Raw genomic sequence first — 26,887 nt, 5'->3', positions numbered from 1 at the left:
GAATCGCCCTTTGTGGACGCTCACCGTCCACAAAGGGCGTTCGGCTCAATCGTTCCAGGTGAAAAGCTCGTCCCCGGCGGCGACCGTGCGGCCGCCTTCGAGGCCGGCGAGGACGTCGGCGGACGCGTCGAGCCCGACGACCGGGACGATCGGCGAGTAGCCCTTGGCGGCGACCGCCTCCGGGTCCCAGCCCACGATCGGCTGGCCCGCCCGCACCTTCTCGCCCTTGACGACGTGCAGGGTGAACCCCTCGCCCTTTTCCTTGACCGTGTCGATGCCGAGGTGCACGAGCACCGCGCGGCCGTCCTCAGTGGCCACGACGTACGCGTGCGGGTGCAGCGTCACCACGGTCCCGTCGACCGGGGCGACCGCGTCGGCGCGGCCGCCGGACGGCTTCACCGCGATGCCGGGGCCGACCATCGCCTCGGCGAACACCGGGTCCGGCACCTCGGTGATCGCGACGACCTCGCCGGCGACCGGGCTCAGGATCGGCAGGCTCACATCAAGTCCTCGATGTCGCTGGCGATGGTGTCCGCCTCCGGGCCGACGATGACCTGGACCGCCGAGCCCATCTTCACGACGCCCATCGCGCCGGCCGACTTCAGCGCGGCTTCGTCCACCAGGGACATGTCCTCGATCTCGCACCGCAGCCGCGTGATGCAGCCCTCGATCTCGACGAGATTGTCCGCGCCGCCGAGCGCCGCGAGAATCTTTTCCGGCCTGTCATCCGCCATCGCGGCCTCCTCGTATCCCGTTGGTTTTCCACCTGGAACAGGTGCGCTCCGCCACCATTACTACGCCGTTTGCCACGTTGCCGAGCGAGCCCGGCCACGAACGGATAACGGTGGTTGACACCTGCTCGCGCTGCGGAGCATCCTGCCCCATCAGATCATTGGTCTAGACCGGAACGTACCAATCTTCCGGCGCGGACGCGAGCACCGGCCCCGGTGCGCGAGAAGCGAGGGAGGGTGACACCGAGATGAGTGCGGCCGCGCACATTCCGCCGTCCGACCCCGCCGACCGCGTCGTCAACGGGCCGACCCCGAAGCACGCCCAGCTGCGGGAGATCCTGCGCCGCCTGGTGGAGCGCGAGCTCCCGCCGGGCTCGCCGATCCCGTCCGAGCGAGAGCTCGCGCAGCACTACGGCGTTTCGAGGCTCACCGTCCGCTCGGCGATCGGGAAGCTCGTCGAGGAAGGACTGCTGGCCCGGGTCAGGGGCAAGGGCACCTTCACCGCCGCCCGGCGGATGGAACTGCAGGTGTACCTGATGTCGTTCACCGACGACATGCGCCGGCGCGGGCTCACCCCGACCACCGAAGTGATCTCGACCTCGACCGAGGTCCCGCCGGTGACTTCGGCGCACGCGCTCGGCCTCGCCGAGGGCGTCGCGGCGCACCGGCTCGTGCGGCTGCGGCGCGCCGACGGCGTCCCGCTGGCCGTGGAGCGCGGCTGGTACCACGCGGGCCGGACTCCCGGCCTGCTCGACCTCGACCTGACCCGTTCGCTGTACGCCCAGCTGGCCGACGCGTTCTCGCTCCGGCCGGACCAGGCGTACCAGACGGTGTGGGCCGAATCCGCGGACCGCGAAACGGCGCGCCTGCTCGGCATGCGCACCGGCAGTCCGCTCCTGGTGTTCCGCCGGGTTTCCAGCTCCGGCGGCGAACCGGTCGAGGACATGACGTCCTGGTACCGGGGCGACCACTACCAGGTGACCATGCAGCTGGACCGGAACTCCCCGGGTTCCGGCGACCAACCCCACAATGGAGGTATCCGATGAGCGCCACCACCGCGGCTGGGGCCAGCGGGAAGAAGAAGGGCGGCGGCGGCCTTGCCGGGCTGCAGCGCTTCGGCCGCAGCCTCATGCTGCCGATCGCCACGCTGCCCGCGGCCGGTCTGCTGAACCGGCTCGGCCAGGACGACGTCCTCGGCAAGGACGGCCTGAACTGGGGCAAGGCCGCCGACGTGATCGGCGCGGCGGGCGGCGGCATCTTCGACTGGCTGCCGCTGATCTTCGCGATCGGCATCGCGGTCGGCTTCGCCCGCAAGGGCGACGGGTCGACCGCCGTCGCGGCCGTCATCGGCTGGGTCGTGTTCAACAAGGTGATCCAGGCGATCGCCCCGATCAAGAGCCAGCAGGGCTACAAGCCCGGCTGGGACCTCGCGCCGATCCACTGGCCCTACAGCGTGCTGACCGGCATCGTGTCCGGCATCGTGGCGGCCCTGCTGTGGCAGCGCTACCACCGGATCAAGCTGCCGTCCTGGCTGGCCTTCTTCGGCGGCCGCCGGTTCGTGCCGATCATCACCGCGCTGGCGATGATCGTGCTCGGCGTGATCTTCGGCCTGCTCTTCAAGTACGTCGACCAGGGCATCACCTCGGCGGGCGAGGCCGTCGTCGGCTCGCCGGTCCTCGGCGGCGGCATCTACGGCCTGCTCAACCGCCTGCTCATCCCGATCGGCCTGCACCAGCTGCTGAACGTGCCGGTGTGGTTCATCTTCGGCGGCGGCGACCTCACCAACTTCTTCCACCACGTGCAGGGCTCCGGCGCGTTCATGACCGGGTTCTTCCCGATCATGATGTTCGCCCTCCCGGCGGCGGCGTTCGCGATCGTGCACACCGCGCGTCCCGGCCAGCGCAAGCTCGTCGGCAGCATCATGATCTCGGCCGCGCTCACCGCCTTCATCACCGGCGTCACCGAGCCGATCGAGTTCGCGTTCATGTTCGTCGCGTGGCCGCTGTACATCTTCCACGCGGTGATGACCGGCGTCTCGCTCGCGGTCTGCAACGCGCTGGGCATCCACCTCGGCTTCTCGTTCTCCGGCGGCGCGATCGACTTCGCGCTGAACTCGTCGCTGGACACCGCGCACAAGGCGTGGCTGCTGATCCCGATCGGGCTCGTGTTCGCCGTGATCTACTACGTCGTGTTCCGCGTCGTGATCACCAAGTTCAACCTGCGCACGCCGGGCCGCGAGGACGACTCGATCGAGGGCGACCTCGAGCGCACGGCCGCGAAGTAACACCCGAGAAAAGCAAGAGAGGTACACCATGCCGGAGAAACGCGTCACCGTGGCCAGCAAGGTGGGGCTGCACGCCCGGCCGGCCGCACTGGTCGCCAAGGCGGCCGCGGCCCAGCCCGTCGCGGTCCAGATCGCCAAGGACGGCGGCGACCCGGTGGCCGCCGGCAGCGTCCTCAACCTGATGACCCTCGCCGCCGCGTACGGCGACGAGGTCGTCATCAGCGCCGAGGGAGACGGTGCTGAGGCGGCGGTCGAGGCCGTCGCCGAGCTGGTCGCCACCGATCTCGACGCTCAGTAGCGATACCGCTCCACGGGGAAAACACGAACCGTGCGGGGCTCCCGGGCTTCCGGGGCCCCGCACGGTTCGTTCGCGCCGGGGCACTGCGGAACAGCCCGGCGGCGGGTCCTATTACGCTGGCGGGCATGGAGAGTCTGCGCCTGATCGACGAGTGGCCAGTGGACAACGCCGCGGCCGGGGCGGTCTCCGCTTCCGGCGAGGTGCGCGGACGCCACGGCGACCCGGCCCGCCCGTTCCGGCTCGCGTCGGTCACCAAACTGCTCACCGCCTACGCCGCGCACATCGCGGTCGAAGAGGGCGTCGTCGAACTCGACACGCCTGCCGGGCCGGAAGGCTCCACCGTCGCGCATCTGCTCGCGCACACCTCCGGGCTCGCCTTCGACGCGCACAAGGCGATGGCCGAGCCGGGCACGCGCAGGCTGTACTCCAACGCCGGGTTCGAGGAACTCGCCGACGCGCTGGCCGAGCATTCCGGCATCGCCTTCGCCGAGTACCAGCGGGAAGCGCTTTTCGAACCGCTGGGCATGACGTCGACCCGGCTGGACGGCTCCCCCGCCGCGGGCGCGGTGTCCACATTGGATGATCTGCTCCGGTTCGCCGCGGAACTGCAGGTGCCCAAGCTGCTCGCGCCGGAAACCCTCAGTGCGGCCACGGAAATCGCGTTCCCCGGGCTGAACGGCGTGCTGCCCGGCTTCGGGCACCAGAAGCCGAACGACTGGGGCCTCGGCTTCGAGTTGCGCGACCACAAGAGCCCGCACTGGACGGGCGCGAACAGTTCGCCGCGCACGTTCGGTCACTTCGGGCAGTCCGGCACCTTCCTGTGGGTGGACCCGGAAGCGGGACACGCCTGCGTCGCGCTCGCCGACCGTTCGTTCGGGCCGTGGGCGGCGCAAGTGTGGCCGCCGTTCACTGACGCCGTGCTGGCGGAACTCTCCGCGTGAGACTCCGGTGGGCGCTGGCCGCTCTGCTGCTCGCCGCGGGTTGTTCCGCACCGGCCGCGCAAACCCAAGCGCCCCAAGCATTGCCCGCGCCGGACGCGCCACTTCCGTTGGGCACCAACGGCGCCGCGGCACCGAAACTCGACTGGGACCCGTGTCACGGCGGTTTCCAATGCGCGACGGCACCGGTTCCGTTGAGCTACCGCGAACCCGGCGGGGCGAAGCTGAATCTCTCGGTGATCCGCATGCCCGCTACCGATCCCGCGCACCGCGTCGGGTCGCTGATGATCAATTTCGGCGGGCCGGGCACTGACGGCGTCGGCGAGCTGATGCGGTTCGGCCCGCGATATCCCGAAGAGCTGCGGGCCAAGTTCGACCTGGTGAGCTTCGATCCGCGCGGAATCGGCGGCAGCGCCCCGGTGCAGTGCCCGGGGACGCCGCCCGCCGCCGGTTCGCCGCTGCGGGACAGCGCGGCGTTCTGGACCGCCAGCGCGGCCGTCGGCAAGGCGTGCGCAGCGGGCACCGGTGCGGAGCTGTCGCACCTGTCGACGGCAAATGTCGCGCGGGACATGGATTTGCTCCGGCAGGCGCTCGGCGAGCAGCAGCTGAACTTCTACGGCTATTCCTACGGCACGTATCTCGGCGGCACCTACGCGAATCTGTTCCCCGGCAAGCTGCGCGCGATGGTCCTCGACGGAACGCTCGACCTCGTCGCGAATTCCACCGGACAACCGGGTCAGCAGCAGAAACCGGTCGACGTGCGCGCCGACGTCGCGACTGCCCAGCAACAGGAACTCGAAGCGTTCTTCGCTGCCTGCAACGCAGCAGGACCGGGCAAATGCGCGTTCGCCGGCGGCGACCTGAAGCAGAAATTCGCCGCGGTGTTCGCCCGTCTGACGCACGGTCCGGTCGGCGGCATGACGGTGGCGTCGCTGATGGAAACAATCGACCGGGCGCTGTATCAGTCGTCCCGGTGGCCCCGGCTGGCGAAGACGCTCGCCGCGCTCGTGCCGTCGTCGCCAGTCTCCCCAGTGCCCGTGCTGGATCCGCGCGTGCCGACGCATTCGCCCGGGTTCCTGGCGGTGCAGTGCCTGGACAGCGAACTGCCGCAGGACACCGCCAAGTACGCCCAACTCGCTGCGGAAGAAGCGAAACGGCAGCCGTATTTCGGTGTCGCGCCAGTGTTTTCGATGGCGCGGTGCGTCGGCTGGCCCGCCCGGGACGAAGACCGGTACCTCGGACCGTGGAACCGGCCGCGGCAGCATCCGATCCTGATCCTGGCCAACCGGAACGACCCGGTCACCCCGCTCGCGAACGCCCAGGCCACCGCACGGGAACTCGGCGACGGTCACGTAGTCGTGGTCGACGGTGCCGGACACACCACGCTCGACGTGCCCAGCACAGCCGCTTCCGCAGCGATGGCACGGTATTTCACCGATCTGACGGTGCCTCCGGAAGGGACGGTCTACCCGCCGGAGGTCCGGCCGTTCCCCTAGCCGTTCAGCACGTTGATCGGCTCGCCCGCTTGGAACGCGGCGATGTCCTCGACCGCGCCGCCGTAGAAGATCTCGTACGTTTCCCGGCTCACGTAACCGATGTGCGGCGTCAGGATCGCGTTGTCCAACGTCCGCAGCGGGTGATCTGAGGGCAGCGGCTCTACGTCATAGACGTCCAGGGCGGCCGCCGCGATCGTCTTGCCGCGCAGCGCCTCCACCAACGCCGATTCGTCGACAATCGGCCCGCGCGAAGTGTTCACCAGGAGTGCGGTCGGCTTCATCGCGGCGAGTTCGGCAGCACCGACCAAACCGCGAGTGCGCTCGGACAGGACCAAGTGGACCGACAGAACATCGGACTGCGCGAACAGGTCCTCTTTGGACACTGCGGTGACCCCGTGCTCGGCAGCCCGCTCCGGAGTGAGATTCTGGCTCCACGCAATCGGTTTCATCCCGAACGCCTGGCCGATCCGCGCGACCTCGGCTCCCAGCCTGCCGAGCCCGAGCAGGCCGAGCGTCTTCTCCCGCAACGCCATCCCGAGACCGACCTGCCAGCCGCCCTCGCGCATCGAACGGAACTCGAGCGGCAGATTGCGCGCACCGGCCAGGATCAGCGCCCAGGCGTGTTCGACGGTCGGCGCGGCGAGCGCCCCGGTCGCGGACACCACGACACCGCGGCGCTTCGCCGCGTCCAGATCGATCGCCGCGTTCCGCCGGCCGGTGCTCACCAGCAGTTTCAGCTCCGGCAACCGGTCGAACACCGCGGCCGGGAACGGCGTGCGCTCGCGCATCGCGACCACGACGTCGAACCCGGCCAGCCGCGCGACGACCTCGTCCGGCCCGGCGAACGGCTCGGTGAACACCTCGATCTCCGCCCCGAGCGGCTCCCAGTCCGCACACTGGAGAGCCACGTTCTGGTAGTCGTCGAGGATCGCGATCTTCATGCCGCCCACCGTAACCCGCGGGTCAGGCGTTGCGCGCCCGCTCGATGATCTCGTCGATCACATCGTTCTTCGCGTCGGCGTAGTTCTGCACGTACTCCCAGACCTGCGCGGCGAGTTCGCGTTTCTTCGCCAGGTACAGCGCCAGTTCCTCCGGATGGCTGCGCAGCCGGTCGCGGAACAGCCGGTAGCGCTCGGTCTGGCCGTTGCCGGGCGAATGGACGTGCAGGTTGATGTTCGTGTCCGGACCCTTGAACAGGCGGTGTTTCTCCCAGTCCGGCTCGCGGATCACCAGCCGGTAGCCCGCCGCTTCGAGGTCGGGGACATACGCGTCCTCGTCGTCCGAATCGGGCACTTCGAGCAGGATGTCGACGATCGGTTTGGCGGCGAGCCCCGGCACCGAGGTGGACCCGACGTGTTCGAGGACGAGCACGCGCTCCCCGAGCACGGAGCGGATCCGCTGTTCCTCGCGTTCGTAGAGCCGCGGCCATTCCGGGTCGTACTCGGCGAGTGTGATGGTAGTGCCGAGTTTCGGCGCCTCGCCGACCCACGCCGCTTGGATTTCTTTCTCCCCGAACTGTTGCCTGGTCACCGTGATTCCCCCTGTTGCTGGCTGAAAAGCAGCCCGCCAGGATATCAGGAAATCGGCAGCGGCAGGATGTTCCCGCTCGCCTCGCGCAGTGCCGCCCGCATCTCCGCACGCGGTGCCGGTTGCCCGGTGAAGTGCTCCGCTTGCCCGAATGCCTGGTGCAGCAACATGTCGAGCCCGGTCGCGAGCCGTCCGCTGCGGCGTTCGACCGCCTCGGCCAGCGGCGTCGGCCACGGGTGATAGATCACGTCAAGCACGCTGCCGATCCGGGACAGTTCCGCGAGATGCGGCACGACCGCGTCCGGCGGCACCGTGTTGACCAGCACCGCCGTGCGGTCCGCCAGCTCCGCGAAGTCCGTATCGGACCAGCGCAGCACGTCCACAGCGAGGCCCGCGCGCTTGGCCGCGTCCACGGTTTCCGAAGCCCGCGCCGGTTCGCGCACCACCAAACGCACCGTCGCGACGCCGAGCGCGGCCAATCCGACTACCGCGGCTGCAGCCGTCCCGCCCGCGCCAAGCACCACCGCCTGATCGCTCGCGGACGGCGAGTAGCCGCCGGCGTAGCGCAGGGCTCCGGTCACTCCGTCGACGTCGGTGCAGTCGGCGAGCCAGCCGTCCGGACGCCGCACGAGCGTGTTCGCCGCGCCGACCGCGGCCGCGCGCGGAGTGACCTCGGCGGCGTGGTCGAGCGCGGCCCGCTTGCCCGGCATGGTGACCGAGAGGCCGACCCATTCCGGGCCGAGACCGTCGACGAAGCCAGGCAGCTCGTCGGCGTCCGTCTCGACCCGGTCGTAGGTCCAGCCGTCCAGCCCCAGCGCCGCGAACGCCGCGCGGTGCAGCACCGGCGACAGCGAATGCGCCACCGGCTTGCCCAGCACCGCCGCGCGGCGCGGGCGGTCACTTGATGACGCCACGCTGCTCCGCCAGGGTCCTGTTCGCGTTGTGCTGGTCGTTCGTGACCGCGAAGCAGGAATGCCCGTCCTTCTCGCACTTCACGAAGTACACCCAGTCGCCGGGGGTCGGGCTGACCGCGGCCTTGATCGCGTCCATGCTGGGCACCGCGATCGGCGTCGGCGGGAGACCGTAGTTGGCGTACGTGTTGTACGGCCCCGCTTTCGCCCGGTCCTCGGGTTTGGTGAGCAGCGTCGGGCGGTCCAGCACGTAGTTGACCGTGGAGTCCAGCTGCAGCCGGATGCGCTGCGTGAGCCGGTTGTAGATCACTCGCGAAATCTTGCCGAAGTCCGGTTTGATCGCCTCGCGTTCGATGAGCGACGCGATGATCAGCGTCTCGTACGGCGATTTCCCCGGCCCGGTGTTCTGCGCGGTGAGCCCGGCCGCCTGGATCGAATCGGCCGACTGCTTCACCAGGTCGGTGATCAGCTCGGTCGCGCTCCAGCCGGGTTTGACGTCGTACACGCCGGGAGCGATCAGGCCTTCGAGCCGTTTGTCCTTGCTCAGCGCCTTGCCCGCGTCGGCCAGCGCCCACTCCGGCGCGCCGAGCGCCTTGAGATCGGCGTCGGCGACGGTCTTGCGCAGCTGGTCGACCGGGATACAGGTGCTCTTGCCGTTCAAAGTCGCGCACGAGGCCTTCGACATCAGGCTGAACACGCCCGGCGTGACCTTGCCGTCGGGCTGGGTGATGTCGTCGAACTGGGTGTACGGCCGGATTTCCAGCCGCCCGACGCGTGCGGCGGGCGAGGTGATGAGGTCGACCGCGTTCTCGCCGGACATGTGCTGGCGCAGCAGGTAGTAGCCCTGCTGGATCTTGCTCAGCGCGGTGTTTTCCGCGCCCGCCTTCACGAACGCCCGGGAACTCGCGACCACGCCCGCGTCGGTGAGCTTCGCGCCGATCGCGGACGTCGTGTCGCCCTGTTCGACCTGCACGAGCGCGTCGCCTTCGCCGGAACCGTCGAAGTCCGCGTAGCCGAAGATCTTCTGATACCCGAAATACGCGCCGCCGCTGAGCAGGACGAGCACGAGCACCGCGGCGATCCAGCCGATCGCGCGCTTGCGCTTCTTGCGGGGCTTCTTCGCGGGCGGCTCGTCGACCGGCGGCTCGGCCCCGTCTTCGGGGTAGCCGTCCTCGTCGTAGCCGTCGTAGTCCTCGTACTCGCCGTATTCGTCGTACTCGTCCTCGAAGAGGCCGTCGATCGGCTGCTCGTCCGGGTGCTCCGGTTCGTGCGCCGCGGCGGGCACGGCCGGGATCACTTCGGTGGGCTGCTCGACCGGCTGCCGGCGCGGCGGCTGGCTGCGCGGGTCGCGCGGCATCGACGCGTCCGCGAAACGCGGGTCGCGCGGCATGGAAGCCTCGGCGAACCGGGGATCCGGCGGCATCGACGCATCGGCGAACCGGGGATCGCGCGGCATCGAAGCCTCGGCGAACCGCGGGTCCGGCGGCATCGACGCGTCCGCGAACCGAGGATCGCGCGGCATCGAAGCCTCGGCGAACCGGGGATCCGGCGGCATGGAGCCGTCCGGCGGCGGAGCGGGAGCGCGCCGGACCGGAGGGGGCGGCGGCATCTCCGGCGCCCGGCGACGGCCAGGCGCGGCAGCTTCCGCGGGCAGCTCGACATCGTCCCGGCGACGACGGCCGGACGGCGGCTCGACGTCGACGGGCGGCGGAATGTCCTCGCGCCGACGGCGACGGCCAGCCGGAGGATCGACCGGCGGCGGCGCGTCCTCAAGCCGACGACGGCCGGCCGGAGCGTCGACCGGTGGAACGTCCTCGCGGCGACGGCGTCGACCGGCGGGCGGCTCGGCTTCCGCGGGCGGGAGGTCGTTCCCGGCCACCGGTACCTCGTCCGGAGTTATGCGGCGCGGCCGGGCGCGGGGAAGGTCGTCGGCCGCGTGCGGCGGCAAGTCCCAGTTCTCCGTCGACCGCTTCGGCCGGTCCTGCGGCGCGACCGGACGGCGCCGCCGGGTCGGCGGAGCGTCGGCGGTCGGGCCACGCGGCGGTTCGGCCGGAGGCATCGCGTCCGGTGCGACGCGACGGGGCGGTTCGCCGGCAGGGCGAGGGGTTCCCTCGGGTGCGCGCCGGCGTCCTTCCGCGGGACGCTGCGGCACGTCGCCGCGCGGACGTCGTCGTTCGCCAGGCGGCATGCCTTCCGGCATCGCGCGGCGGGGAGGTGCTTCGTCTTCGGGCTCGCGTCGCCTGCGCCGTCCGCCGGGAGCGCCGGTACCCGCCGCGGGGTCCGGCACGTCCGGGTTGTCGGGGTTGCGCAGCCGACGGCGGCCACCCGGATTGCCGGGGCCGCGGGGGTCGGTCATGAGTCGCCTTTCCGGGCGCGGTGCGCGGCGGCGGCGTCGAGCCAGGCTTGCAGGATCTCGACTGCCGCTGCCTGGTCCACCACGGCGCGCTGCTTGCGTCCCTTGACCCCCCGCTGGGACAGCATTCGCGACGCGGTGACCGTCGTCAACCGCTCGTCTGCCAGCCGCACGGGCACGTCCCCCACGCGCCCGGCGAGCTTGTCCGCATACGCGAGCGCGATGTCCGCGGCCGCGCCCTGCCGGTTCGCCAGCGTCCTCGGCAAGCCCACGATCACCTCGACCACCTCGTGTTCGGTGACGAGATCGGCAAGCCGGTCCAGATCGCTGTCGTCCTTCGCATCACGGGAGAGGGTAACGAGCGGGCTCGCGAGCACGGGGGCGGGATCGCTGAGCGCGACCCCCACCCGGACAGACCCGACATCGACCGCGAGCCGCCTGCCCCGCCCCGGATCGGACTCGCCGGGCCGATCCGGGCCTCTCCGGGGGTTAGCGGCCAAGGTCCGCGACCGCCGCGCGCAGCGCCGTCACGGCCTGCTCCGCGCCCGCCGGGTTGCTGCCGCCGCCCTGGGCCATGTCCGGCTTGCCGCCGCCGCGCCCGCCGATCGCCCCGGCGAACGACGGCACGAGCTTGCCCGCCGCGATTCCCTTGTCGCGCGCCGCCGAGGTCGTGGCGACCACGAAGGCCACCTTCTCCCCCGAGGGCGCGAACAGCGCGACGACCCCGGCGCGGTCGCCGAGACGCCCGCGGATGTCCGAGGCGAGCGCGCGCAGGCCGTTGCCGTCGACGTCCGGCACGACCTCGGCGACCACCGAGACGCCGGAGACGTCCTGCGCCTTGTCCGCCAGCGCGCCGGCCGAGCCGAGCACCTGCTGCGTGCGCAGCTGCTCGATCTCCTTCTCGGCGTTCTTCAGCCGGGACAGCACGTCCTCGATCCGGCCGGGCAGTTCGTCCGACGGCACCTTGAACGTGTTCGCCAGCTGCGACACGAGCAGCTGCTCCTTGCGGACGTGCTTGAGCGCGTCCGGGCCGACCAGCGCCTCGACGCGGTGCACGCCCGAGCCGACCGACGCGTCCGACACCAGCTTGACCAGGCCCAGCTGGCCGATCCGGCCGACGTGCGTGCCGCCGCACAGCTCGCGGGAGTACTCGCCCATGTCGACGACGCGGACGTCGTTGCCGTACTTCTCGCCGAACAGCGCGACCGCGCCCAGCTCGAGCGCCTTGTCCTTGGTGGTGGTGTAGCTCTGCACCTCGACGTCGGTCTGCAGGTAGTCGTTCACTTCCTGCTCGACCTCGGTGAGGATGTCGGCCGACACCGCGCCCGGCGTGGTGAAGTCGAACCGCATCCGGCCCGGCGCGTTGAGCGAACCGGCCTGCGCCGCGCGCTTGCCGTACGCGCCGCGGACGGCCGCGTGCACGAGGTGCGTCGCCGAGTGCGAGCGCTCGATCGAGAGCCTGCGGTTCGCGTCCACCGACCCGGTGAGCCGGGTGTCGATCCCGACCTCGCCCTGGGTCACCTCGACGCGGTGCACGAACAGGCCCGGCACGATCTTCTGCACGTCGAGCACCTTCAGCTCGACGCCGTCGCCGACCAGCACGCCGGTGTCGGCGATCTGCCCGCCGCTCTCGGCGTAGAACGGGGTGCGGTCGAGCACCAGCTCCGCCTTGCGGCCCGCGGCGACGCTGCGCACCGGCAGGCCGTCCTCGAGCAGGCCGACGACCTTCGCGTCCGCCTGCAGTTCGGTGTAGCCGAGGAACTCGGTTTCTCCGTGCTGCTCCAGCACCTTGCGGTACTCGGACAGGTCGCCGTGGCCGCTCTTGCGCGACGCCGCGTCCGCCTTGGCGCGCTTGCGCTGCTCCTCCATGAGCGTGCGGAACCCGGCCTCGTCGACGGTCAGGCCCTGTTCGGAAGCCATCTCCAGCGTCAGGTCGATCGGGAAGCCGTAGGTGTCGTGCAGCTGGAACGCCTTGTCGCCGGCGAGCACGTCGCCGCCGCCCTTCTTCGTCTCGGCCGCGGCCAGGTCGAAGATGCGCGAACCGCTGGTGAGGGTGGCGAGGAAGGCTTCCTCCTCGACGCGCACGACCTCGGAGATCCGGTCGAACCCGCTGACCAGCTCGGGGTAGGTCGGGCCCATGGTCTGGCTGACGACCTTCGCGAACTCCTGCAGCACCGGCTCCTGCACGCCCAGCAGGCGCGTGGAGCGCACGATGCGGCGCAGCAGGCGGCGCAGCACGTAGCCGCGGCCGTCGTTGCCGGGGGTGACGCCGTCGCCGATCAGCAGCACGCCGGTGCGCGCGTGGTCGGCGATGACGCGGAAGCGCACGTCGTCGGCGTGGTTGGCGCCGTAGCGGCGGCCGGAGAACTCCTCGGCGCGGCCGATCACCGGGCGCACCAGGTCGGTCTCGTACACGTTCTCGACGCCCTGCAGGATCGTCGCGACGCGCTCGACGCCCATGCCGGTGTCGATGTTCTTCTTCGGCAGCTCGCCGATCGGCGGGTGGCCCAGCTTCGGGCTCTGGTCGCCGCGGACGTCCTGCATGAAGACGAGGTTCCAGATCTCGATGTAGCGGTCCTCGTCGGCGACCGGGCCGCCCTCGCGGCCGTACGCCGGGCCGCGGTCGTAGTAGATCTCCGAGCACGGGCCGCCGGGACCGGGCACGCCCATGTCCCAGTAGTTGTCCTTGCCGTCGCGGACCTGGATCCGCTCGCTGGGCAGGCCGGTGAGCTTGCGCCACAGCCCGGCCGCCTCGCTGTCCTTCTCGTAGACGGTCGCCCAGATCCGGTCCGGGTCGAGGCCGAAGCCGCCGTCGTCCTGGGACTTGGTGATCAGCTCCCAGGCGTTCTCGATCGCGCCTTCCTTGAAGTAGTCGCCGAACGAGAAGTTGCCCGCCATCTGGAAGAACGTGTTGTGCCGGGTGGTCTTGCCGACCTCGTCGATGTCCGGCGTGCGCACGCACTTCTGCACCGAGGTCGCGCGCGGGTAGGGCGGCGGGGCCTCGCCGAGGAAGTACGGCTTGAACTGGACCATGCCCGCGTTGACGAACAGCAGGTTCGGGTCGTCGAGGATCAGCGGGGCGCTCGGCACGCGCGTGTGGCCCCTGCTCTCGAAGTGGCGCAGGAAACGGTCGGTGATCTCGTGTGTGTCCACGGGTACGTCCTTGTGCTGAAGACCCGGCTTCGGCCGGGGAAAGGAAACGGGGGTCGGAGGCGGCGGAAGGCGCGCGGAGATCAGCCCTCCGCCCGGCGAGCTCGCCGGGCGGGGCGACGTGCGGCGTGCCTGCCCGAAGGCGGCGCGACGGCGGTCCGCTCCTCGACCATGTCGTGCAGCTCCTGTTCCCGTTCGTTCATCCCGGCGCGCACCTCGGCGCCGAAAGAACCGACGGCGCCCGCGAGTTCTCGCACGGCGTCGCCCAAGTTCGATGCTAACCCGGCCGGCGTGGCCTGACGAGCGGTTTCGCTCGCCTTGCGGCTCAGCGCGACTCCCGCGACGACCCCGACCCCGAGCCAGAACAGCCGCTTCACTTCTTCCCCCGGCGGGCCGGGCGCTGCGCCTTCGAGGCCTTGGCTTCCTGCTTCTTGCGGCGCGCGCGGATGGCTTTGCTGATGCCGTAGGAAAGCGCGGCGGTCTTCACCAGCGGGCCGCCGAGCGTCGCGGTGAAGACCGACGAGAGCGCCGAGACGTTGCCGCTGACCGCCTGCGCGTTCGAGGTGATCCCGTCGACCCGCTCGAGCTGCGTGTTGACGTGCGTGATCGTCTCGTTGGCCCCGATCAGGATCGGGTCGCTGTTCTCGTGCGCCTTGCGGATCGCGATCGTCGCCTCGTCCAGCGTGCGGCCGAGCTTGAGCAGCGGGATCGCCAGCAGCAAGACCAGCAGTACGAAAGCTCCTGCGGCGATCAGCGCGGCGATCTGCCCTGCCGACACGGGCCCTCCTCGGGTGGTGCGGGGTCTTAGGTGGTGTGAGGTTACCGCCTGCGGCGCTTCTCGGCGGGGACCCCCCGCCGCAGTGGTCACCCAGCGCAGTCGCCGTCGCGGAAAACAGTTCGCGCCGGGCGTGTCCGAGCTGGTCTGCTCGTTCCATGGACTCCTCGAACGGACGCGGCCCGCTCCCCCGCGTGCTGGCCGGGCCGGGCGGCCCCGCCGCCGACGTGCTCGCCGGCCTTCCCGGCGCGGACCTGACCACGCTGCAACTGGAAGTAGCCCGCCGCCGAGCCGCGAAACTGCGCGGGCCGGACGTCCTGCGCCGCTACCGCGAGGACCGCTTCACCACCCCCGCGCCCTTGCCGTTCGAGGTTCTGCGGCGGGTCGAAGACTCCCTGCTTTCCGCCGCGCCGCCGGAATTCGATCGAGTGACCCTCTCGCCGGTTACCCCGCTCGGCGCGCATTCCACAGTGGCCGGACTGGCCCAGCACCGCGTCGTCCCCACTGGACGCGGCACAGAGGTCGCTGCGGACCCGACGAACGGCCTCGCGCTCGAAGCAGCTGTCCGCCGCACCGGTTCCGCGCCGGTGCGCCTCACCACCGTGCAACGCGTCGTCCGAGCCCAGCTTCCGGCCCCCGGTCTCTTCGCGCACTTCTCCCTGTTCGCCGCCATCACCGCCGGTCGCGACCGAGGCAGCCTGTCCTTCGAACGCGAACACCTGATTGAGCACGCGCAGCTGCTCACGACAGCCGTGCGCGCCGCCGGTGCCCGCGCGGCAGGCTTCGAAGTGACCACTTTGGACACCCGCTTCGCCGATTTCGCCGCCTCGATGCGGGAATCCTTGCCCGACGTGGCTGTTTCCGACGCCCCAGACCGCTCGGTCGGCCGCGGTTACTACTCCGGCGTCTGCTTCACCGTCACCGCAGACTTCGGCTCCGGCCTTGTCCCCGTCGGCGATGGCGGCTTCACCCCGTGGACCGCACGGTTGCTCGGCAACGCGAAGGAACGCCTGCTCGTCTCCGGCATCGGCGTCGACCGTGTCGCATCTTTGCTCAACGCTTGACGATCCCCTCGTACACCGCCGCCATGTCGTCCTCGCCATGCCCCGCCTCGACTGCAGACTCCAGATGCGCCAACGCAGCCGCCGCCCCGCCGACGTCGATCGCGTGCCCCGCAGCCTCGACGACAAGCCGCGCGTCCTTCGCCGCGAGCGACGCCGGGAAACTGGCCGGGTACTCACCGGCGAGCATCATGGGTCCCTTCGCTCGCGCGTAAGGCACGTCGAACCCCGTGCCGCTCATGACGTCGAAGAACAACTGCGGATCCACCCCGAGCACCTTCGCGAGGGCGAGACTCTCCCCGGTACCGTTGGTGAGCGCGAGAATCCACGCGTTCATCACCAGCTTGAGCCGCGTCGCCGTACCGGGTTCGGTGCCGAGCCAGCGAGTCGTGGAACCAATCGCGTCGAACACCTCCGCCGCACCGTCGTGCACGTTGTCCGGCCCAGCCGCGAGCACCTGCAGCTTCCCCTGCTCGGCGGGTCCTTTCGTCCCCATCACCGGACAATCGACAAACGGCACCCCCGCCGCGACGGACGCCTCAGCAAGCCGATCAGCCCACTCGACCCCGACGGTGCTGGTCTGCAACCAAATAGTCCCCGGTTCGAGGGAGAGCCCGCGAAACACCTCAGCAACCGCAGGCCCGTCGGAGAGCATGGTGACCAGGAAATCGGCCCCCTTGACCGCCTCGCCAGGCGACCCGACAACGGTGACCCCGTCCGCGACAAGCGGCTCAGCCTTGGCCCGAGTCCGGTTCCAAGCCCGCACGGTCACCCCAGCACGAGCAAGATTGGCGGCCATCGGACGGCCCATGATCCCGGTACCGAGAAATGCGACTGTGGTCATCCGGCCATCGTGCCGCCAGACCCAAACCTCGGCAGGATGACCGCCCCGCCGCTGTCCTGAGGGCCACCCTGAGGAACTCTGATTCCGTCAGGGCCCCCCTCACGACCAGCCACCGACGGTGAGGGGCCCCTTCACGGACCTAGATTCCCTCAAGGAGCCCTTCACGGACCACCCTCGCCGCAGCCCCCGCCAGCGATGCGCCCCAATGCGGCATTGGGTGCATCTCACGCAACGAACGCCACATTGGGTGCATCCCACGCACCCAATGCCACATTGGGGCGCAAGCCCCGCCCGAAAACCCGCAGCCCATGCACTCAACCGTCGAGGCACCCAGCAACACCCCCGCTGCCGATGCACCCGCTATCGAGCCACCCAGCCGCTCCCCGCAGCCGGTGCACCCAAGCATCGACGCACTCAGCCCCACCCGCAGCCGGTGCACCCAACGAGCGAGGCACCCAGCCCTCCCCCGCACCCCGATACGAAGCTCATCTGCGGTCGGTGGGTGCTTGTCAAGGCATCTTTCCCGCCTTGACAAGCACCCACCGACCGTCAGCACAATCAACCTTCGGGGTGCCCCACGCGACCCTCAAAAGCAATGTCGCCGCCAGGCGACGAGCCGAACCCGCTCAAGGCCTCCACCGCTCGCTGTAATCCGGATGATCCGCATACGGCAACGCCAGCAACCGCAACGTCAAACACCAATTCGACCCGGCCTCATCCGCGGGCACATGACAGGTCTCACACCAATACTCGCTGCCGTACAACGGAAACCCGGGCACCTTCTCCGACACCGTGGTCCGATGCGCGAGCATGATCCGCCGCGTCGCCTCGATCTCGTTGATCATCTGGTTGACCACGTCGAGTTCGAGGTCGCCAAGGGAGCGGACCCGCTCCTCGAGCCCGACCTTGGCCTCGCCGCGGTTGAGCGACTCGCCGGCCTTGCCCTTCTGCACCGCCTGCATGATCAGCGCCTGCCGCTGTCCGACGCGCGCGGCCAGGAACGCGATCAGGTCGTCCACGACGCCTCCCTCCTCCGGTCCCGGCTCCCCTCCGGTTCCGGCAATAGTCGCACCTCGACCCCGGCGCGTTACCGCTTAGCGGTGCACCTCACGGTAATCAACCTCGGAAAAACCAGTACGACCTGCGGAAACATTCGCGAAATTCCCCGCAATGTTGATCACCGAGAGTGAACACGCCCGGCGATCGGACGATCACGCCTGGTCGGATCGGGCCTTGCTCGGCTGCACCCGCTTCGGTTCGCCAGGCATTTTCGGATAGTCCGGCGGGTATGGCAGTTCCGCACCGCCGAGATCGCGGTCGTCGCGCTCGTACCACTCCAGCAGCGTCTCCAGGCCGAACGTCTTCTCGTCCATCGGCGCGTGGAGGTCGCCGTGCTCGGCGAGGAAGCCGGGGACGGTCAGGACGTCGAAGTCGTCCGGGTCGACGTCGGCGAGCAAATCCCAGGTCAGCGGGGTCGACACGGTCGCGCGCGGGGTGCCGCGCACCGACCAGGAGGAGGCGACCGTCCGGTCCCGGGCCGCCTGATTGTAGTCGAGGAAGACGCGACCGCCGCGTTCCTCCTTCCACCAGGAGACCGTCGCCTTGTCCGGGATCCGCCGTTCGACCTCGCGGCCGAGCGCGATCACCGCGTGCCGCACCGCGATGAAGTCCCATTCCGGGCGGATCCGCACGAGGACGTGCACGCCGCGGCCGCCGGAGGTCTTCGGGTAGCCGGTGAGCCCGGCGTCGGCGAGCACGTCGCGGACGACGCCGGCGACCTCGACCGCGTCGGCGAACCCGGCGCGCTCCGGCGGGTCGACGTCGATCCGCAGCTCGTCCGGGTGATCCAGGTCAGGGCGGCGGACCGGCCACGGGTGGAAGTCGAAGGTGCCGAGGTTGGCCGCCCAGGCGAACACCGCGGGTTCGGTCGGGCAGACCTCATCGGCGGTGCGGCCGGAGGGGAAGGTGATCCGCGCGGTCTGGAGCCAGTCCGGCGCGCCCTTGGGCACGCGCTTGGCATAGAACCACTCGCCGGTGACGCCGTCGACGTAGCGTTTCAGTGTGGTCGGCCGCTCGCCGATCGCGCGCAGCAACGGATCGGCCACGGCGAGGTAGTACTCGACCACCTGCCGCTTCGTGATGCCGCGTTCGGGGAAGTAGACCTTGTCCGGGCTCGACACCCGGACGGTGCGCTCCCCCACCTGGTACTCGACCGGATCGCCGTTTTTGGCCATGCGGCCACCGTAGCCGCGAGTGCCGTACCGTGGCGGGGTGTCCGGGAGAACCAAGCTGATCGCCGCCCTGGTCGTGCTAGCTCTTCTCGGCGCCGCCGCGCTGTGGCTGCCGATTCCGGGACCGGCGCAGCTGCGCACCTGGGCCGCGGAGACCGGATCGATGACTCCGCTGGTGCTCCTCGTGGCTTACTCGTTGCTCACCGTCGCGCCGATCCCGCGCACGGTGTTCAATCTGGCCGCCGGTTTGCTCGTCGGCAGCGTCGCGGGGGTGGTCATCGCCTTGGCGGCTACCACGATCGCCGCCGGGCTCGCGTACGGGCTGGCCCGGCTGCTCGGCCGCGACTTGATCCTGCGGCACCTGCACCGCGCGCCGGTGCGGGCGGTCAACGACCGGCTCTCCGACGGCGGCGTGCTCGCCATCACGTCGCTGCGGTTGATCCCGGTCGTCCCGTTTTCGGCGATGAACTACCTGTGCGGCGTTTCGTCCGTGAAACTCGTTCCGTACCTTGCCGGAACGGCGCTCGGGAGCGTCCCCGGAACCATCGCGGTGGTCGTTTTCGCGGACGCGCTGACCGGCGACACGCCGCCCGCATTGCTGGCTTGCTACGCGGTCTTCGCCGCGCTCGGCGCGGCAGGATTGGTGCGGGTGCTGCGGAAGCGCGTCCCCGCCGCCGAGCCGGAGGCGCCCGTGCCGTCGGCACCGGCTGGCTGACGGCGGGCAGGTACTTCCGACCGCTACACTCGTTCGGGTGCGCGAGGGGTATCCGCGCTGCGCACGACCACGATCACGGGACTTTCGTCAGGAGCGGGCGTCATCGACACCGGGCAGCTGATCGCGGGGCACTACCGCCTCGTCGAGCACATTGGTAGCGGTGCCATGGGCGTGGTGTGGCGTGCCGTGGACGTGCGCCTGGAGCGGTCGGTGGCGATCAAGCAGATCCTGCCGCAGCCGGGCGTCTCCGAGGCCGAACGCGACAACATGCGCCAGCGCGCGATGCGCGAGGCGAAGAACGCGGCCCGTTTCCAGCACCCCAACGCGATCGTCGTGTTCGACGTCGCCGAGCACGGCGGCGACCCGTGCCTGGTGATGGAGTACCTCAACGGCCCGAGCCTGTCCGCGGTGCTGTCCGAACAGGGCACACTGCCGGTCGGCCAGGTCGCGCGGATCGGCGAACAGGTCGCCGCGGCGCTCGTGGCCGCGCACCGCGCCGGGATCGTGCACCGGGACGTCAAGCCCGGCAACATCCTCATCGACGAAACCGGCACCGCGAAGATCACCGACTTCGGCATCTCCCGCGCGGCCGGCGACATGACGCTCACCCAGACCGGCCTCATCGGCGGTACCCCGGCGTACCTCGCCCCCGAACTGGCCCGCGGCGCCGACCCGGTGCCCAGCTCGGACGTCTTCGCCCTCGGCGCGACGCTGTACCAGGCGATCGAGGGGCAAACCCCGTACGGCAACACCACGAACCAGCTCGCGCTGCTCTACGCGGCGGCGAACGGCCAGGTCAACCCGCCGACGCAGGCCGGTCCGGCGACCGCGTTGCTGATGAGCCTGCTGCGCAGCGAGGCTTCCGAGCGGCCGAGCATGGCCGAGGCACGGGAGCGGCTGGCTCAGCTGGCGACCGGGGAACCGGCTGCGCCGCAGCAGTTGCTGTCGGGGAATCGCGGTCCGGGGAGCAACGGGTCCCGTCCGCCGTGGGCGCGTGCGAGTGCTCCGGCGGCGGCTGCCGCTGCCGCGCCGAAGGCTCCGTCGAACCCGCCTCGGACGCCGACTGCTGCGTTCATGCCGATGGGTGCGCCTTCGCGTCCTGCTCCCCCGGCGAATACTCCGCCGCGTCCGCAGCCTGCGGTGCGTCCTACGCCGACTGCTGCTGCGCCGAACTACTCCGGTGCTGGGTCGGGGGATCGGGTTTCGCCTGCAGCGGCTCGGAAGAAGAAGATGGCGTTCCTCGCTGGCGGTGCCGCGGCGGTCGTTGCGGTGGCGTTGGTGGTGTTTCTGGTGTTGAGCAGCAGCCGGGACAAGGGCGGGCCTTCGTCGAACGCGCAGCCGCCCGCGCCGAACTCCTCCGCTCCGGCGTCTCCGTCGAGCACGCCGAGTTCCTCTGCGCCGCCAGTGAAATCCAGCGGCAACGTGCAGTGGGGTCCTGCAGGCAAGCTGGCCGTGGACTTCTACCAGAACGCCGGGACACCGACCGGGTGGGCAATGCTGACCCCCTCGACGCAGGCGCTCTTCGGCGATCAGGCCGCGTTCGCCTCGTACTGGGCACAGAACAAGCCGGTGTCCTACGGAGGCGCGAACGTTTACAAGCGCAAGAACAACCCAGACGGCTCCGTCGACGTACAGATCACCGTAGTCCCGGACGGCGGTGCGCAGATGCAGAAGGTCGTGCAGGTCATCGCCGCCGACGACGGCACGCTGATGATCAACAGCGACCCTCGGCTCGGAAGCGGCGCGCCCGCGCAGTGACACTCGCCGCAGAGGTGGGTCCAGCGGGACGAATAGCCTACCTTTGAAGCATGGCCGAGAACGGAGCTCTGCCGCCGGGCTGGAATCCTCGGTTCCACGAGGATCTGGTCGGGCTGGATCCGTACGACCCGGAGGCCCGTGCGTTCGCCGCCCATCTCGACCGGATGGAGCGCACCGGGCCGACTTTCACCGTCGAGGCGTGCCTGGACCAGGTCGCCGACTTCGCCGAGTCCAGCAACCGCACCGGCGGGCTCCGCTACTGGGTGTCCGCGCTGGTCGTGGTGCTGATCGTGCTCGGGCTGCTGGTCACCGCCTGGGACATCGCGCTGCACACGGTCGCTTTTCTCTCCAGGTAACGTGGGAAGGGTGAAAGGTATGAAACCCGTCGTCGGCACCACTCCGCGCGTGGTGAAGTCCGACCAGGAATGGCGGGAGCAGCTTGCCCCCGAGGAGTACGCGGTGCTCCGGCAAGCCGGCACCGAACGGCCGTTCACCGGCGAGTACACCGACACCAAGACCACCGGCGTGTACGAGTGCCGGGCTTGCGGCGCGGAGCTGTTCCGCAGCGACACGAAGTTCGAAAGCCACTGCGGCTGGCCGTCGTTCTACGACCCGGCGGACTCCGACGCGGTGCTGCTGCGCGAGGACCGCACCATGGGCATGCGGCGCATCGAAGTGCTGTGTGCCTCGTGCCACAGCCACCTCGGGCACGTGTTCGAGGGCGAGGGCTACGCGACCCCGACCGACCAGCGGTACTGCATCAACTCGATTTCCCTGAAGCTCGTCGAGGACTCCGGCGACTGACGCCGAGGTCCGCTGAAACCGCCCTTCCCGCTCCCGGGGAGGGCGGTTTTTCGTCCGGCGGCAACCCCGGGCAGGCGGGTAACGTGGTTTGTTCATCCGGAGGGGGACCGTGATGGACTGGACGATCGAACGCGCGATGCCGGCCGCGCTGATCCTGGTGCTGGCGCTGGTCTGCTGGTGGCTCGGACGGCGGACCGCCGCCCGGCTGCACCGGGGCAGGCATCCCGAAACCCGGCTGACGTCCGCGGCGCAGGTCGCGTTGCTGACGAACGGACCGTTCCGCGTCGCCGAGACGACGGTCGCCTCGATGCTGGAGCGGGAGCAACTGCGCGCGGACTCCGTGGGACGGCTGTATCGCACGCCGACCGAGCCGTCGGACGCGCTGAGCAGGGAAGCTGCCGAGCTGACCGGCACGGGGGTCGGGATCGCGACGGTGCTGCGCGGTCTCGTCTGGGCCGACACGGTCCGCGAACTGGTCGACGACCTCACCAAGCGCGGACTGCTGGTCGACGGCCAGGCGCTGCGCAAGGCCTGGAAGTGGACCGCGATCGAAGAAGCGGTGCTGGCGGCGGCCGGTGTGGCGGCGTTTGTCGGCGGGCTGAACGGCTACGTGCTGATTTCGGTTCTGCTGCCTGCGTGGTTCGTGTTCGCCGCGCTGTCCCGTCGCCGGGCGGCCCGGCGGATCCGGCCGACCGACGCCGGACGTGAAGCAGCCGAAGCGGCGTGGCCGGATCAGAGCCTGATCAGCGGTCTGACCGGGAGCGTCGCGGTCGGCGGACTGTCGAATCACCCGGATCGCGAGCTGCGGGTCGCCCTGCTCCGCGGTCTCCCGGCGACCCGTCGGGCGGGGGCGGCCATCGCGGGAGCCGCGGGCGGGTTCGCCGGACCGGCGGGGTACTGGGCCGCTGGGACGGGCTGCGGGTCTGGTTGCGGCGGCGGAGCGGGCTGCGGCTCCGGATGCGGCGGTTCCGGGTGCGGGTCGGGATGCGGCGGCGGGGGCTGCGGCGGCGGGAACAGCTGAGCCGGGAACGAACCGGACATCGAGTGCGTCAGTTCTGCCGACAGCCTCCGGCGACCGGCCGGTTAGGGTTCCGGCAACGCTGAAACGAGGGGGAAGCCGTGGACGAACCGTGGGGCATTTCCGGCCCGCAATTCCTGCTGATCTTCGGCCTGGCGCTGGCCGTCGTCCTGCTGGTGCAGATCAGCTGGCCGTCGATCGCGCGGTCGCGGCGAGGGAACGCGCCCGCGACCGTCGAGGCGCCGCTGCAGCCGGACGTCTACCAGCTCGCGTACCTGGCCGGCGGCTCGGACCGCACGGTCGACACCGCGATCGCGACGCTGCTGGAACAGGAACTCCTGCGGGTGAGCAGCAAGGGCAAGCTGAGCGCGATCGGCAAGCGACCGGCTCGCAAGAGGCTGGAACGCGCGGTGCACGACGCCGCGCAGGGCGGAACGGCGACCGTCGCCATGGTGCGCAAGTCGCCGACGGTCCAGCCGGAAGTGGAGAAGATCCGCCAGGACCTCGAACGACGCGGGCTGCTCGTCGCCGGCGACGGACTGGACGGCTTCCGCGCCGGGATCGTGGCCGCGTACGCCGTGTTGCTGCTGATCGGGATCGTCCGCGCGGTCAACGGAGCGCAGCTTGACCGGCCGATCGGTGGGCTGATCGGGTTGCTCGTCGTGGCCGGGACCCTGACGTTGATCGCTTACGCGGTCCGCAAGGGCTCGAAGACCTCGCGCCCGACCGACGCGGGCCACGCGATCGTCGTGCGCGCCCGCGAAGACGCGAAGGCTGCCGAGGAGCGGCCTGAGGAGTTCGCTGCCACGAACCGGAACGGCAGCGGGGCATTGCTCGTCGGCGCCGCGGCGGTGGTCGCGCTCGGCGGAATCGCGCTGTACCCGGACGAGGAGATGAGCACAGCGCTGATCAGCGGCGGCGGCAGCTGGACCGGGGGCGGCGGGTCGAGCGGCGGATCGTCGTGCAGCAGCGGCGGTTCCTCGTGCAGCAGCGGGTCTTCGTGCGGCGGAGGCAGCAGTTGCGGCGGCGGGGGCGGCTGCGGCGGATAACCGAAGGAGGGAGGCACCATGCACGAGCCTTGGGGGATCTCCGGCCCGCAGTTCCTGGCGGTCTACGGTTCCGCGCTGGCCTTGACGCTGGCGGTGCAGCTGGTCCGGCCGCTGCTGCGCCAAGCGCCTGCGGACACGCATCGTCCGCTCGACGTCTACCAGCTCGCCTGCCTCGTCGGCGGCCCTCACCGCACGGTCGACACGGCGATCGCGGCGTTGCTGGAGCGCGGGCTGCTGCGGGTCGACAGCAGGGGTCAGCTCACGGCCGTCTCCGGAGCGCCGACGGGGCCGGTTGAGCAGGCGGTCTACGAGGGCGTGCGGAAGCGGCCCCACACGGCTTCGACGCTGCGTACGGCGGAAGCGGTCTCCGCGCCGGTGCGGAGCATCGGAAACGACCTCCGCAAACGCGGTCTGGTTACGGTCGCCTCCGCATCCTTCGCGACCGGAGTGGTTCTGGTCTACGCCGCCCTGTTCATAGTCGGTCTGGTGCGCTCAGTGAACGGCTCCGCGCTGCACCGGCCGACTGCGGGATTGAACGTCCTGCTGGCCATCACCGCGATTCTGACGGTCCTGGCGGTGGCCGGCCGCAGACGGCCGAAAGTCCGTCCGACTAAAGCCGGGCGCGCGCTGGTCGCTGCGGTGCGGACAGACCCGGTGACGCAGCGGGCGCAGTCCAGCGCGCTGCTGTTCGGTGCTGCTTCGCTGGTCGCGCTGGGCGGGTTCGCGCAGTACCCGGACCATGCGACAAGCTTGGCGTTGACGAGCGGTGCGGGAACGTCGTCCGGCGGTGGATCGTCCTGCGGCGGTGGCAGCGGGTGCGGAGGCGGAGGTGGGTGCGGTGGCTGACCGGTTGGGGATCGGCATCGGCTGGCGGCCGGAACTGGACCTGTCGATCGCGCGACTGCCGGGCGTCGACTGGGTCGAGGTGGTCGCGGAGAACCTGCACGCCCCGCACCTGCCGGAAAGCCTGCTGGCGCTGAAGGATCGCGGGATGCCGGTGTTGCCGCACGCGGTGTCGCTGTCGCTGGGCGGAGCCGAGCCGCTGGACACCGCGCGAGTGGAGCACCTGGCCGAACTGGCGCGGGCTCTCGACGCGCCGCTGGTCAGCGACCACGTGTGCTTCGTCCGAGCGGGCGGGCTCGACTCCGGACATCTGATGCCGCTGCCTCGCTCGCGCGCGGCGCTGGACGTGCTGGTGGACAACGTCCGGCTCGCACAGTCCATTGTGGACGTACCGTTCGCGCTGGAGAACATCGCCGCGCTGCTGGAGTGGCCGGACAACGAGCTGACCGAGGAACAATTCCTCACCGAGCTGACCGAGCGGACCGGCTGCCTGCTGATCATCGATGTCGCGAACCTCTACGCGAACGCGCGCAACGTGGGCACCGATCCGGTGGCGTTCCTGGACGGGATTCCGTGGGAACGGCTCGCGTACGTGCACATGGCGGGCGGCGTGGAGCGCGACGGGGTTTATCACGACACGCACGCGCATCCGGTGCTGCCGGAGGTGCTGGATCTGCTCGCCGAACTGCGTCGGCGCACGGATCCGCCGGGCGTTCTCCTGGAGCGCGACGACGACTACCCCACCGATTCCGAACTCGCCGCCGAACTGGTCGCATTGCGCACCGCGGTGACGTTGTGAGCCGGGAAGAACTGGCGGCTCGGCAAGCTGCGCTGCTGGACAGCTTGTTGACCGGGGCCGAGGCGCCGTCCGGCTTCGATGCCTCGCGGTTGCGCATCGAAGCGGACGTCCTGCTCGCCAAGCGACGGCGGCTGGTGGCTTACCTGCGGCCGGACCTGCCCGAGGCGCTGGGCCCGCGGTATCGGCCATTGTTCGACGCGTACGCGGCGGAGCGTCCGAAGACGACTTCGATCCGGGCGCGCGAGTATGCCGACGCGTTTGCGGAGTGGCTCATCGCCCGCGGTGACCTGCCCAAACCTCGACGCAGATGGTTCCGGTGCTGAGCCCGTTCGGTTTTTGTCGGTGGTGCTGGCTACGCTGACGACATGTCTGGTTACGGCGGTGTTATCCGATCTCTGCCGAGCCGGGAGGGAGGGAACCTGTCGTGAACGGATTCTGGGCCGCGGTGAGCCCGATGCTGCTCGTCTACGTCGCCACCGCCGCGGGTTTGGCGAGCATTTTGGCCACTGGCAAGGACAAGCTGGCCACACAGGCGTCCGCGCCGGAGTCGGCCGCCGTGCCGCGCGATGTCTACGACGTCGCGTACCTGGCGGGCGGGCGGCCTCGGCTGGTCGAGGCCGTGATCGCGACGCTGTTCGCGCGCGGCCAGCTGCAGGTCGGGTCGCTGGGCGAGATCGTCGCCGCTGGTCCGCCGCCAGCGTCGCCGCCGCTTGAGCAAGCCGTGCATCAGGCGGCTGGTCGCGGTCGTCTCGCCTCGTGGGTCGCGCGATCGTCGGTGCTCAAGCCTGCGATCCGGGCGCTCGAAACCGATCTCGTCCAGCGGCGGCTGGTCAGCAGGCGCAGGCCGTTGACGGGTCTCGGGTACACACTCACCGCGGTGGCCGTGGTCGTGCTGGCGGCCGGGGTGGGGCGGCTGGTCTACGACGTGGGCCGGTCTCATCTGAACGCCATGGTGGTGCTTGTTTTCGGCGAGGTGGCGCTGACGCTCTGGCTCTGTCTCGTCGGCAGCCAGCGGATCACCAAGCAGTTCGGCGAACGGAAGGTCAGTTCGCTGCCGCCGACGACTGCGGGGGCGACGGTCCTCGCACGGGCCGAACAGCAGGCGGCTGCGGGCGGCTCAGGACCGGCTGAACTGGTCGCGGTGGGCGGACTGGCGGCTTATCCGGACAAGCGGGTTACGGGAGGGCTTATGCCGATTTAGCCGCTGCTTCACGGGCGGCGTTGGCTGGCGGTGTTGGAGGAGGCTGGTGGTGGTCACGGCAGCGCTCGTGTGACCGGCGCGCGGCGGGGACTGGCGGGGCG

The 26,887-nt window shown here is 70.3% G+C and carries 29 protein-coding genes; 16 read left to right on the top strand and 13 right to left on the bottom strand.

Annotated features, from left to right (window positions below):
- Nucleotides 1-45 precede the first annotated feature (45 nt).
- Together PUT80_RS14260 and PUT80_RS14255 are read right to left on the bottom strand one after the other, a co-directional pair.
- Nucleotides 46-501, bottom strand: a complete 456-nt coding sequence (locus PUT80_RS14260) for a PTS glucose transporter subunit IIA (protein ID WP_037818962.1) — start codon at nt 499-501, stop codon at nt 46-48.
- Nucleotides 498-734 carry a PTS glucose/sucrose transporter subunit IIB gene (locus tag PUT80_RS14255; RefSeq protein ID WP_037818963.1) on the bottom strand — a complete coding sequence of 79 codons (237 nt, stop codon included), beginning with the start codon at nt 732-734 and terminating at the stop codon, nt 498-500. The genes PUT80_RS14260 and PUT80_RS14255 overlap by 4 nt, the downstream gene beginning before the upstream one ends.
- 245 nt (nt 735-979) lie before the next feature.
- Between PUT80_RS14255 and PUT80_RS14250 the strand changes: the two genes are divergently transcribed.
- From PUT80_RS14250 to PUT80_RS14230, 5 genes are all read left to right on the top strand, one after another.
- Entirely contained in the window at nt 980-1,777 is a 798-nt protein-coding gene (locus tag PUT80_RS14250; RefSeq protein WP_037818964.1) for a GntR family transcriptional regulator, read from the top strand.
- A complete protein-coding gene (locus PUT80_RS14245) occupies nt 1,774-3,015 on the top strand; it encodes a PTS transporter subunit EIIC (protein WP_037818965.1) in 1,242 nt (413 codons plus the stop codon). Before PUT80_RS14250 ends, PUT80_RS14245 begins: the two co-directional genes overlap by 4 nt.
- A gap of 28 nt (nt 3,016-3,043) precedes the next feature.
- A complete protein-coding gene (locus PUT80_RS14240; protein WP_037818967.1) occupies nt 3,044-3,313 on the top strand; it encodes an HPr family phosphocarrier protein in 270 nt (89 codons plus the stop codon).
- A 125-nt stretch (nt 3,314-3,438) separates the two neighbouring features.
- Nucleotides 3,439-4,254, top strand: a complete 816-nt coding sequence (locus tag PUT80_RS14235) for a serine hydrolase domain-containing protein (RefSeq protein WP_275292212.1) — start codon at nt 3,439-3,441, stop codon at nt 4,252-4,254.
- Nucleotides 4,251-5,747: an alpha/beta hydrolase gene (locus tag PUT80_RS14230; RefSeq protein ID WP_275292211.1), complete on the top strand. Its 1,497-nt coding sequence runs from the start codon at nt 4,251-4,253 to the stop codon at nt 5,745-5,747. Before PUT80_RS14235 ends, PUT80_RS14230 begins: the two co-directional genes overlap by 4 nt.
- Here PUT80_RS14230 and PUT80_RS14225 read toward each other — a convergent pair.
- From PUT80_RS14225 to PUT80_RS14190, 8 genes are all read right to left on the bottom strand, one after another.
- The gene (locus PUT80_RS14225) at nt 5,744-6,688 is read right to left on the bottom strand and encodes a D-2-hydroxyacid dehydrogenase family protein (RefSeq protein ID WP_037818972.1); all 945 of its coding nucleotides are present in this window, start codon (nt 6,686-6,688) and stop codon (nt 5,744-5,746) included. The two genes, PUT80_RS14230 and PUT80_RS14225, sit on opposite strands and share 4 nt — an antisense overlap.
- Nucleotides 6,689-6,710: 22 nt before the next feature.
- Complete coding sequence (locus PUT80_RS14220; protein ID WP_275292210.1) at nt 6,711-7,277, bottom strand: GrpB family protein; 567 nt, start codon at nt 7,275-7,277, stop codon at nt 6,711-6,713.
- Nucleotides 7,278-7,321: 44 nt separating this feature from the next.
- Nucleotides 7,322-8,188 carry a shikimate dehydrogenase gene (locus PUT80_RS14215; RefSeq protein WP_275292209.1) on the bottom strand — a complete coding sequence of 289 codons (867 nt, stop codon included), beginning with the start codon at nt 8,186-8,188 and terminating at the stop codon, nt 7,322-7,324.
- A complete protein-coding gene (gene mltG, locus PUT80_RS14210) occupies nt 8,172-10,541 on the bottom strand; it encodes an endolytic transglycosylase MltG (RefSeq protein ID WP_275292208.1) in 2,370 nt (789 codons plus the stop codon). Before mltG ends, PUT80_RS14215 begins: the two co-directional genes overlap by 17 nt.
- Nucleotides 10,538-11,038 carry a Holliday junction resolvase RuvX gene (gene ruvX, locus PUT80_RS14205; protein ID WP_037818975.1) on the bottom strand — a complete coding sequence of 167 codons (501 nt, stop codon included), beginning with the start codon at nt 11,036-11,038 and terminating at the stop codon, nt 10,538-10,540. Before ruvX ends, mltG begins: the two co-directional genes overlap by 4 nt.
- On the bottom strand, nt 11,028-13,691 hold the full coding sequence (gene alaS / locus PUT80_RS14200; protein WP_037818976.1) for an alanine--tRNA ligase: 2,664 nt from the start codon (nt 13,689-13,691) through the stop codon (nt 11,028-11,030). The genes ruvX and alaS overlap by 11 nt, the downstream gene beginning before the upstream one ends.
- An 80-nt stretch (nt 13,692-13,771) precedes the next feature.
- The gene (locus PUT80_RS14195) at nt 13,772-14,065 is read right to left on the bottom strand and encodes a hypothetical protein (RefSeq protein WP_037818978.1); all 294 of its coding nucleotides are present in this window, start codon (nt 14,063-14,065) and stop codon (nt 13,772-13,774) included.
- Nucleotides 14,062-14,466: a DUF948 domain-containing protein gene (locus tag PUT80_RS14190; protein ID WP_037818980.1), complete on the bottom strand. Its 405-nt coding sequence runs from the start codon at nt 14,464-14,466 to the stop codon at nt 14,062-14,064. The genes PUT80_RS14195 and PUT80_RS14190 overlap by 4 nt, the downstream gene beginning before the upstream one ends.
- Nucleotides 14,467-14,621: 155 nt before the next feature.
- Here PUT80_RS14190 and PUT80_RS14185 point away from each other — a divergent pair, with 155 nt between their 5' ends.
- Nucleotides 14,622-15,527: a hypothetical protein gene (locus PUT80_RS14185; protein ID WP_275292207.1), complete on the top strand. Its 906-nt coding sequence runs from the start codon at nt 14,622-14,624 to the stop codon at nt 15,525-15,527.
- On the opposite strand, the gene PUT80_RS14180 is transcribed toward PUT80_RS14185, so the two are convergent.
- From PUT80_RS14180 to PUT80_RS14170, 3 genes are all read right to left on the bottom strand, one after another.
- Nucleotides 15,517-16,368, bottom strand: coding sequence for an NAD(P)-dependent oxidoreductase (locus tag PUT80_RS14180; RefSeq protein ID WP_043838268.1), 852 nt, complete (start codon nt 16,366-16,368; stop codon nt 15,517-15,519). The two genes, PUT80_RS14185 and PUT80_RS14180, sit on opposite strands and share 11 nt — an antisense overlap.
- A gap of 626 nt (nt 16,369-16,994) precedes the next feature.
- Nucleotides 16,995-17,387, bottom strand: a complete 393-nt coding sequence (locus tag PUT80_RS14175) for a DUF6221 family protein (RefSeq protein WP_134666391.1) — start codon at nt 17,385-17,387, stop codon at nt 16,995-16,997.
- A 192-nt stretch (nt 17,388-17,579) separates the two neighbouring features.
- Nucleotides 17,580-18,602 (bottom strand): DNA polymerase domain-containing protein, encoded by a 1,023-nt coding sequence (locus PUT80_RS14170; protein WP_275292206.1) that lies wholly within the window; start codon nt 18,600-18,602, stop codon nt 17,580-17,582.
- 37 nt (nt 18,603-18,639) lie between these two features.
- Between PUT80_RS14170 and PUT80_RS14165 the strand changes: the two genes are divergently transcribed.
- The 10 genes from PUT80_RS14165 to PUT80_RS14120 all read left to right on the top strand — a co-directional run bounded on the left by PUT80_RS14165 (nt 18,640) and on the right by PUT80_RS14120 (nt 26,786).
- A complete protein-coding gene (locus PUT80_RS14165; protein ID WP_037819040.1) occupies nt 18,640-19,314 on the top strand; it encodes a TVP38/TMEM64 family protein in 675 nt (224 codons plus the stop codon).
- 117 nt (nt 19,315-19,431) lie between these two features.
- Nucleotides 19,432-21,072, top strand: coding sequence for a serine/threonine-protein kinase (locus tag PUT80_RS14160; protein ID WP_275292226.1), 1,641 nt, complete (start codon nt 19,432-19,434; stop codon nt 21,070-21,072).
- Between the two features lie 50 nt (nt 21,073-21,122).
- A complete protein-coding gene (locus tag PUT80_RS14155) occupies nt 21,123-21,428 on the top strand; it encodes a hypothetical protein (protein WP_009075657.1) in 306 nt (101 codons plus the stop codon).
- Nucleotides 21,429-21,447: 19 nt separating this feature from the next.
- Complete coding sequence (gene msrB, locus PUT80_RS14150; protein ID WP_037819046.1) at nt 21,448-21,876, top strand: peptide-methionine (R)-S-oxide reductase MsrB; 429 nt, start codon at nt 21,448-21,450, stop codon at nt 21,874-21,876.
- A gap of 112 nt (nt 21,877-21,988) precedes the next feature.
- Nucleotides 21,989-22,897, top strand: a complete 909-nt coding sequence (locus tag PUT80_RS14145) for a TIGR04222 domain-containing membrane protein (protein WP_275292205.1) — start codon at nt 21,989-21,991, stop codon at nt 22,895-22,897.
- A 98-nt stretch (nt 22,898-22,995) separates the two neighbouring features.
- On the top strand, nt 22,996-23,943 hold the full coding sequence (locus PUT80_RS14140) for a TIGR04222 domain-containing membrane protein (RefSeq protein WP_275292204.1): 948 nt from the start codon (nt 22,996-22,998) through the stop codon (nt 23,941-23,943).
- An 18-nt stretch (nt 23,944-23,961) separates the two neighbouring features.
- A complete protein-coding gene (locus PUT80_RS14135; RefSeq protein ID WP_275292203.1) occupies nt 23,962-24,789 on the top strand; it encodes a TIGR04222 domain-containing membrane protein in 828 nt (275 codons plus the stop codon).
- The gene (locus PUT80_RS14130) at nt 24,782-25,585 is read left to right on the top strand and encodes a DUF692 domain-containing protein (protein ID WP_037819213.1); all 804 of its coding nucleotides are present in this window, start codon (nt 24,782-24,784) and stop codon (nt 25,583-25,585) included. Before PUT80_RS14135 ends, PUT80_RS14130 begins: the two co-directional genes overlap by 8 nt.
- Nucleotides 25,582-25,908 carry a hypothetical protein gene (locus tag PUT80_RS14125; RefSeq protein ID WP_275292202.1) on the top strand — a complete coding sequence of 109 codons (327 nt, stop codon included), beginning with the start codon at nt 25,582-25,584 and terminating at the stop codon, nt 25,906-25,908. Before PUT80_RS14130 ends, PUT80_RS14125 begins: the two co-directional genes overlap by 4 nt.
- Nucleotides 25,909-26,009: 101 nt before the next feature.
- Nucleotides 26,010-26,786 (top strand): TIGR04222 domain-containing membrane protein, encoded by a 777-nt coding sequence (locus PUT80_RS14120; RefSeq protein ID WP_275292201.1) that lies wholly within the window; start codon nt 26,010-26,012, stop codon nt 26,784-26,786.
- Nucleotides 26,787-26,887 lie beyond the last annotated feature (101 nt).

The sequence above is a fragment of the Amycolatopsis sp. La24 genome (genome assembly GCF_029087445.1).
GTDB classification, from domain to species: Bacteria; Actinomycetota; Actinomycetes; order Mycobacteriales; family Pseudonocardiaceae; genus Amycolatopsis; species Amycolatopsis nivea.
Note: the sequence above shows the minus strand (reverse complement) of the source record. Positions and strands in the feature narration are given on the sequence as shown.